This window comes from Endozoicomonas sp. ONNA2, from assembly GCF_024606365.1.
Classification (GTDB): domain Bacteria; phylum Pseudomonadota; class Gammaproteobacteria; order Pseudomonadales; family Endozoicomonadaceae; genus Endozoicomonas.
On record NZ_JAHHPO010000139.1, the window covers coordinates 1 to 8,327 of the forward strand.

The following is an 8,327-nucleotide window of genomic DNA, read 5'->3' on the forward strand; positions in this document are numbered from 1 at the left end:
GCTCCCTACGTTGCGCCTTGCATAGTAACTGCCCACTTAGCCAGAAATATACGATCCCATTCGGCCAACTACTTACTCCTTGATAAACGGCGTTGTACTTTGACCTGAGACTATCCAGAGCCCCGTTGTCAGGCTGAGGTGATTCCGGGAGGCTGTTCGAGAATCTTTCATCATTCACAAGCGCTGAAAAGTAGGGGCACAGACACTGATGCTATTTTGCTCTTTTTGCATTAGCGGCCAACTCCCCTTTTTTTCTCGCGAGTTCTTCACTAAAACCATTTTTTTTAGCAGTTTGATAGGCGTATGGTCTTGCATTGATGATGATTCCTGCCTCCTCACCTTGGTCGGATGCTGAGTATTTAGCCCTGGCTCTGATATTTTTGTGTTTATCGATTGCTTCGTATTTGGCGGTGGTTGCCCTGCCTTTATCGGATGCGTTGTATCTTGGCGGCCTTTAATGGATGCAAGGGGGCAAGCCCCCTTTGCTGGTGTCACTATTAAATGTAAGCAGCCAGTCGGCAGCCCTGGTTGATCGCCCGTTTGGCATCCAGCTTTGCAGCCACATCCGCACCGCCAATCAGGTGGACTGTCTTGCCGCTGATGCTATCGGCAAGTGCTCGCATGGGTTCCTGGCCGGCGCAGATAACCACGCTATCCACCTCCAGCACTTGAGGTTCACCGGCAATGGACAGGTGCAGACCCTGATCGTCCACCTTATGGTACTCACAGGCTGGTACCATACGTACCCCGCGTTTAGCCAGTGATGAGCGGTGAATCCAGCCGGTGGTTTTGCCGAGGTTTTTGCCAGGCTTGCTCTTTTTTCTCTGCAGCAGAAAGACTTCTCGGGAAGATTTCGGATGTTCGTTTTCGCTCAGCAGGCCGCCGCGATTTGCCAATGTCATATCCACGCCCCACTCTTTCATAAAGCCCGGAATATCAAGGCTGCTGGATGGTCCTTCTTGGGTAATCAGTTCGCACACATCAAAACCAATACCACCGGCACCGATAACGGCTACCTTGTTGCCCACCGCCGCTCCCTTGAACACATCCAGATAACTCAGGACCTTGGCATGATCAATACCTTCCAGCGCCAGATTTCTGGGGGTGATACCGGTGGCGATGATGACTTCGTCAAAGTCGCTGTTTTCCAACTCGTCAGCCGTTACTCTGTGGTTGAGTTTCAGCTCGACGCCAGTCAGCTCGATCTGTCGTTTAAAGTAACGAAGGGTTTCTGCAAACTCTTCCTTGCCGGGGACGGTTTTCGCGATATTAAACTGCCCGCCAATGGTGTCGGCAGCGTCAAACAGCGTGACGTTGTGACCACGATAGGCGGCTGTGGTGGCAAATGCCATGCCCGCAGGACCCGCTCCTACCACAGCCAATTTCTTGGCTTCATTGGTTGGCAGATAGTTCAGCTCGGTTTCATGGCATGCCCGGGGGTTTACCAGACAGCTGACCGGTTTCATATCAAAGACATGGTCAAGGCAAGCCTGGTTGCAGCCAATGCAGGTATTAATTTCATCGGCCCGGCCTTGTGCCGCCTTGTTCACCCACTGGGCATCGGCCAGCATAGGACGGGCCATGGACACCATGTCCGCATCACCACGGGCCAGAACTTCTTCTGCGGTTTCCGGCATGTTGATCCGGTTGGAGGTGATGACCGGAATATTGATCTCGTTGCGAATTTTGGCCGTCACCCAGGTAAAGGCTGCCCTTGGTACCATTGTTGCTATGGTGGGGATGCGGGCTTCGTGCCAGCCAATGCCGGTATTCAGAAGAGTGGCCCCCGCCTGCTCAATCGCTTTGGCCAGTGCCACGATTTCATCCCAGCTACTGCCGCCTTCTACCAGGTCCAGCATGGAGAGGCGGTAGATAATAATGAAGTCCGGGCCTACTCTTGCCCGGGTTTTACTCACCATGGCTACCGGCAGGCGCATGCGCTTATGGTATTCTCCACCCCATTCGTCCTGTCGCTGGTTGGTGCGATTGGCAATGAACTGGTTGATGAAGTAACCTTCGGACCCCATAATTTCCACGCCATCATAGCCTGCTTCTTTTGCCAGGGCGGCAGAGTTGACAAAGCTCTCGATCTGCTCGTCGATCTCATCAGTGGTCAGTTCTTTAGGTTTGAAGGGATTGATAGGGGCCTGAATTGCGCTGGGAGCGATGCATTTTGGGTGATAGGCATATCGGCCGGTATGCAGGATCTGCATGCAGATTTTACCGCCAGCCTTATGCACCGCGTCTGTGACCAACTGGTGGTGTCTTACATCATCCATGGTTTCCATGGTGGCAGCACCGGGCATGCCTCCACTTACCGGGTTCGGCGCAATACCGCCCGTCACAATGAGTCCCACACCGCCAGCTGCGCGTTCGGCAAAATAAGCCGCCAGTCGTTCAAAACCATTGGGCTGTTCTTCCAGGCTGGTATGCATGGAACCCATCAAAACCCGGTTTTTCAACGTGGTAAAACCCAGATCCAGCGGTGCCAGAAGATGTGGGTAGGGAGTAGTCATTTTATAATCCTTCCTGTGATTCGACGCCTCATCTAGACGCTGTCAAGATAAGTTGGTAATTTGACACTGTCAAGGTAATTTGCACTGACTGCGGACTTCATCAATATACTCAGTCAGGGAACAGGTTGATGCCCGCTGCCCGCATAAGCGCAAGGGACTCTGTCTTTCGGGCAGCGGATAGCGTTGGTAAAAATGTGGAAGTTATTCAAGGATTGCTCCAACAGCTAATACACGAGATCTAAACGACATATGACCTACAAGAAATCCTACCACCATGGCAACCTTCACCAGGAGCTGCTGGAAGAGGCAACCCGGATGATTGGGGAGCAGGGGGTGGATGGTATTTCCATGCGTGCACTGGCGGAACGGGTAGGGGTCTCCAGAACGGCGGCTTATCACCATTTTAAAGATAAGAATGCGTTGCTCTGTGCCATTGCCGAGCAAGGGTTTGAAAAGTGGCAGGCACACTTTGCGCAACTGATGCGTGAACGGGACATGAACAGCTGGTTAACGGCTTTTGTCCATGCCTATCTGGATTTTTCCCGGGAGCATCCTGAGGAGTATGACCTGATGTTCGGTCGTCCGGTGTGGAAAAATGGTGCACCAACGGAGAGTCTGAAAACGGCCTCTTTTGCCTGTTTTCAGCACTATGTCGACCTGATCCGCGTCGACCTGATCCGCAGCTGGCAGGACAAGGGCAAGTCAGCAACAGGTACTGATTGTCTGCGCCTTGCCCAGGTGAGCTGGAGTATGCTGCACGGTATGAGTCGTTTATTGAACGATGGTATTTACCTTGATAAAAACTCCATTGATGCCATGTCGGACAGTGCAGTGGCAATGATACTGGCAGCCATTCAAAGCCCTGATTAATATTTAAAACTATTCTTTACTCAGCGTCCGGGTCAGCTATATTTGGTCGGTTAGTGATTTATATAAAAAACAATTTCTTTAATTCCTGAACCGTTAATAAAGGAAATATTTAAATGAATATTAATTCACAAAATATTGTTCCTGCTGAACCGGAGACGCCACTCCCTTTGCCCCATATAGAACCGGAGAGCATTAATTTTATCGGTCGTAGTCTTTCTACCGTTTCAGTCTCGGACACTGGACTTGGTCAGCCTGCTCACACTTTCGACAGGAGAGAGCATTCAGGTTTATTGGAAAAATCAATATCTGTTAATGACCCGTCTGTCCCAACGAAAACCGGTGATTCCCATGATGAATGCAGTGCAGTTAACAAACTGGCTTCCAGCCCTTTTGTCAGCAATCCTGAAGATGCACCATTTACCAGTGGTATTACCCTGGATATGTTGGCCATGCCACCGGAGCTGGCATCTTTAACAATACGTACAAAACCTGATGGCTCCCCTGACAACCCTGCCACAGAGCCTTTTCGCACATTTCCCCGGAAACCGTTTGATCTTGCTGGCACTATTCCTGAGCGATTTGATCAATTGGCAGGCTGGGATGAAGAAAAAAATGATCCAACAAGCATCATCGCCGGTGGTGTTGGGCAAAAATCGTACTCAACGTTTTGCCAATTTATTTTTGAGGACGGCGATAAAATGACTCCGTCAGACATATTACGCTCCTCGTATTATCTGGCACTTAACCGACCCACGATTTCTGCTTCCTGTGGCAGAATTAAAGAAGACAAACAGGAAATGCGATTCTGGTATCCTTTTGGTTACATATATCAAGTACCGAAGGAAAATATTTTTGCCGCATCCCCCAATGATGCATATGTTCCCATGCTCAGCATGTTGGATATTGATAAGTTCAACATGCCTGATACGCAGATATTCAAATCTATCTACTGGTCACCCAATCCACTTTCCGGGGCTGAACTTGATGCAATATTTGATGAAGCAGCAAAAGATCTTGGCTACCAAGATTATGCGAGTGCTAAAGATGCTGGTAATGATCTTGCTGTTTACTGTAAAGGGAGTGATAGACATGATGAAGAATTACGCCAGCGTAAAACATTCGGACCAAGAGACAAGGGTTGTTGTACTCGGGAAGAAATTGGTGATTGTTCATTTTTAAATGAAATTGCTTTTTACCCTGATGTTGTTCATGAAGGTAAACGTAGTCAGGCAAAAATTATTGGCATTTTTTTTGGTTATGGTCGGGTTCAATATATGCCAAACCCAGATGATCCGGATATTGGGAAATGGCTGTTGATAATGCAACAAATAGCCAAAAAATTACACCTGCCAATTTTGAATATGCGAAAGGAGCGTGATGAATCCTGACAAATAACGCTGAAAAACACGGTCTCATGAATAATTCGTTTTACCAAGTGCAGGATGGTTCTCCTAAAGTCAGAAATGCGGACGAATTTCCAGGTAATTATTTCCTATTTCCATCAGGCGAACAGGTTTCCAGGAGTGACAGTTCTGAAAAGTACATCTGAAGCTACCGCCTTGGCTCATAACAGCAATCTATGCTGGAAATATCCTGGTTTGCTTTTCGCCGTCTTATGCAACGGTTGCTACTACCTCATTAGAATCACAGAAACTTCTTGTTGCCATTTTGGTCAAAGATATCAAGATTTATTGTAAACTATCACCTCCATCACTAACACAGTACTCACAACGTAAGGAGTTGTAATGAACAACACCGGTAATATCAATTCTACCAATAACCAAGCCATCGTCAGCGGACCTGATGATGCACCCCTGGCGAGAGTTAGTGCCATGATAGGGCCGTTTCGTGGTTTTGTGGTTCGCCAAAGCTGCGGTGTCCGAAACTCAACCGTAGCCAGCAATCATGCACCAGATACGATGAGACCAGGAAACATCTCTCAGCGTCTGTGTGCAGCGCCAGCCAATTCAGACAGTAGTGTTGACCAGCGGTTGAAACAATTGCGGTTGAACATGGTTGAGCTTTATAAGTTGGTATCAAGGCTTATTCCAATTTCTACCAAGGTAGACAATATCCTGAAATACTCGGTAGTTTTAGCCGATGAACTATCAGAAATTAAGAATGCCTCCCCTGCAACAATCATCAGCGAACTGAAAAGTTGGAATGAGGAATTGGAATTAGGATTTGATGACAATGCAATTGATTCATCACAAACGATCACTACTGAATTAGCAGAACAGGCCCTGGAACAATTCAAAACCCGATTTGGCAAACTGCAATTCGATAAGCAAACGCAAGAAACTATGAAGCTGGTCCTTTATGAACTTCCTGCTCTGATGCCTGCCATCAGAACGAGTATTGAAGCTTTTCAAAAACCAAATTTTATTTCTTTAGTTGAGGATGAATTCATTACTTTTGGAAAAAAAGTACAGTTTTTGATAAGCCAAGGTCATCCTATTATGAACAATGTACTTTCTGTGACATCAGGTAATGAAGATTATCAGGAATTAAAAAAAGATCTGGATTCCTGTATTCAGAATATTTTGTATATGCAAGGAACTAAAACAGCAGAGATAACGGAAGTCTTCGAATAGTTTGTCGGAGCCGTTACTTTTTTGACGAACCACAAAGGACACGAAGGAAAAGAAAATCCCTTCTTAGTGACCTTTGTGGTTCCAAGTCATTATGACCTCCCAGACTGCAAGTAAAGATTCAGTTTTTGGGCAAGTCTGTTTTTATCCATTCTCTCTAATGCTGGGATCAACTCGTATTCTGTACCCCCATGAAGGGCAAAATCATTCACCACGGTAAGCACTGCTTTTTGACAACTACCTTTGCAGTCACTGAAAACTTTTTTTATGTAGGGTTCATCATTTCCTAGTCCGCGTGCAAGCCATCGCCATTCGGCGGAAACCTCAGTAACTATCTTAAACACGCCTGCAAAGTCAAACTTGATTGTCTCTTGCGTTGCTGTTATCAGTTCCAGCTCCGGGCGGCCTTGATAAGTCGCATACATGCTAGCATGCTGAGTTGCGTATAAAATATCCAGGCTACCCAGTAATCCAAGCTTTTGTAGCCCGTTTGTCGTTCCCTCCTGCTGGAAATACCGGCGAAAAAAATCTGTTCTGGTTTGATCAACACTGTTCGAGTTGACCTGCGCATTCTGATATTCGGACAAGCGGCCGCTGACAAAGGCAAGTTCGAAAACCTGATTGTCGCGAAGAAAGACCAGGTTGCTATTAATCCAATGGTTCAGTTTTGGATAGCAGGCACTAAATTCATCCTGTGCTGCAAGCAATAGCTTATCTTCCGTACGTTCCGCCAAGGCATTATACAAACCGATCAGACGCACTAAAATGGGCTTGCACTCCGGGTGGCTAAAACCCATACCAGACATCTGGTTCATCAATGTTCTGGCCGCCTCTACCTCCGTAGGCCTGGGAGTGGCAGACTCGCTGTAAGGTGGCGGTGCTCCGGTGGGATGATTGGGACCAAAAGCATGATATTGATGAGTGGCACCATGAGTTGGATTCATAATAATTTCCTTAAGGCTGTCTCAGACTTTTTGGGTTGGGTTTGTTATTTTTGGAGCAACACTTTCCTGAGTGGTATGGCCAGTAGAATCACTGCGTTTGCAAGCTGTTTGATAACTTTTAGACGATGGTGACTTACTGCGTTTTTTCACTATTTTTATCAACCCTTTCTTCCATCTCTCTATATCGTGTTTCAAGGCAGTTAACTCTTTTGCACACCTGTGCATTTTTCTTCAAGAGAAGACCAGTCGATATAATTGAAAGACTTTAGAACCATATTGATAAGCATGGATAAAAAGTAGTGATTTAGAGAATGGTATAAAAATCAGAAAATTCAAGATTTATGTGAAGCAATACTTCGAACATACCTCCAGCAATGGCTCCGCTATTTATAACCATGGCCGGGTTTTGATGCCAGGCAGAGCTTCGGGATGGTTCGGTTATTACCGTCAAGTCAGTGGGCGGAAAAGGCATTTATTCTGAAAGTTGAGACCAATAATAGTGCGCCCGATCTGGCGCAGTATGAGGTGGAGCTTTAAATGGTCAGATCAAGAATCAGGACCGGTCCTGTTCCTCAAGGAGTTCCTTGCACACGGTGTGGCCATTGCTGGTGGCTAGGTCAAGAGCCGTACAGCCTGTGTTATTTTTATCATTGACCCGGATACCGGGAATGGCCAGAAATGCCTTGACGATCTCTGGGTAGCCACCATGGGCAGCCAAGTGGAGAGCCGTATCGCCATCTATATTCTTTTTGTTGAGATTCTTGAGTTGATTGCGGGTTCGCCAACAGCCCAGCAATGCATTGGCGGTATCTATGCAGCCATTGTCTGCAGCGAACTGTAGAGCCGTCCAGCCATTGTGATCACTGTATTCGGCCAGAGAGCGGTCAATGGCCAGCAATAACTTGACAAACTCTGTGTCGCCACTGCTGGAAGCGCAGTGGAGAGCCTTGAGAGCCTCTAGCCAAAACGAGCGGTCATTGACCAGTAATAACTTGACGAACTTGCGGTCAGTTGAGTAGAGAGCCGCAAACCCCAAGGTGCGATCAATGCCCAGCAACACCTTGGCGTTCTCTGTTTTGCCATTACGAACAGCCAAGTGGAAAGCGGTATCGCCGTTGTTATCCTTTTCATTGACCTGGATACCCGGAAAGGCCATTAACGCCTTGACGGCCCCTGCATTGCCGGTTGCGGCAGCGCAATGGAGAGCCCTGCTGATATCCACGCCATCGAATTCAAGCAGATTTTGCAGGCATTCGGTGCTGCCCCTGGCAGCGGCAATATGCAGAGGCGTATAACCATTTTTTTTCTCTCTGGCATTGATATTGGCCCCAGCCTTGATCAGGGCTTCCAGACATCTGACGCTATTATTCTCAGCAGCAAAGTGCAAAGGTGTATAGCCATCCTGA

6 protein-coding genes are annotated in these 8,327 nt (G+C 47.4%); 3 read left to right on the forward strand and 3 right to left on the reverse strand.

Going from position 1 to position 8,327, the window contains the following annotated elements:
* Window positions 1–497 precede the first annotated feature (497 nt).
* Complete coding sequence (locus KDK14_RS02585; protein ID WP_257263461.1) at window positions 498–2,516, reverse strand: NADPH-dependent 2,4-dienoyl-CoA reductase; 2,019 nt, start codon at window positions 2,514–2,516, stop codon at window positions 498–500.
* Between the two features lie 249 nt (window positions 2,517–2,765).
* On the opposite strand from KDK14_RS02585, the gene KDK14_RS02590 reads away from it, so the two are divergent.
* The 3 genes from KDK14_RS02590 (at window position 2,766) to KDK14_RS02600 (ending at window position 5,980) form a co-directional block, all read left to right on the forward strand.
* Window positions 2,766–3,386 (forward strand): TetR/AcrR family transcriptional regulator, encoded by a 621-nt coding sequence (locus KDK14_RS02590; RefSeq protein ID WP_257263462.1) that lies wholly within the window; start codon window positions 2,766–2,768, stop codon window positions 3,384–3,386.
* 449 nt (window positions 3,387–3,835) lie between these two features.
* Entirely contained in the window at window positions 3,836–4,774 is a 939-nt protein-coding gene (locus KDK14_RS02595) for a hypothetical protein (protein ID WP_257263463.1), read from the forward strand.
* Between the two features lie 357 nt (window positions 4,775–5,131).
* Entirely contained in the window at window positions 5,132–5,980 is an 849-nt protein-coding gene (locus KDK14_RS02600; RefSeq protein ID WP_257263464.1) for a hypothetical protein, read from the forward strand.
* Window positions 5,981–6,069: 89 nt separating this feature from the next.
* Here KDK14_RS02600 and KDK14_RS02605 read toward each other — a convergent pair whose 3' ends face one another.
* Together KDK14_RS02605 and KDK14_RS02610 are read right to left on the reverse strand one after the other, a co-directional pair.
* Complete coding sequence (locus KDK14_RS02605; protein ID WP_257263465.1) at window positions 6,070–6,921, reverse strand: death domain-containing protein; 852 nt, start codon at window positions 6,919–6,921, stop codon at window positions 6,070–6,072.
* A gap of 553 nt (window positions 6,922–7,474) precedes the next feature.
* On the reverse strand, window positions 7,475–8,327 hold an 853-nt coding region (locus tag KDK14_RS02610), incomplete at its 5' end, for an ankyrin repeat domain-containing protein (protein ID WP_257263466.1).

What these genes read in the sequence shown, in the direction of transcription:
- KDK14_RS02600 (WP_257263464.1), top strand. Translation starts at nt 5,132, where the DNA reads ATGAACAACACCGGTAATATCAATTCTACCAATAACCAAGCCATCGTC.
- KDK14_RS02590 (WP_257263462.1), top strand. Translation starts at nt 2,766, where the DNA reads ATGACCTACAAGAAATCCTACCACCATGGCAACCTTCACCAGGAGCTG.
- KDK14_RS02595 (WP_257263463.1), top strand. Translation starts at nt 3,836, where the DNA reads ATGCCACCGGAGCTGGCATCTTTAACAATACGTACAAAACCTGATGGC.
- KDK14_RS02605 (WP_257263465.1), bottom strand. Translation starts at nt 6,921, where the DNA reads ATGAATCCAACTCATGGTGCCACTCATCAATATCATGCTTTTGGTCCC.
- KDK14_RS02585 (WP_257263461.1), bottom strand. Translation starts at nt 2,516, where the DNA reads ATGACTACTCCCTACCCACATCTTCTGGCACCGCTGGATCTGGGTTTT.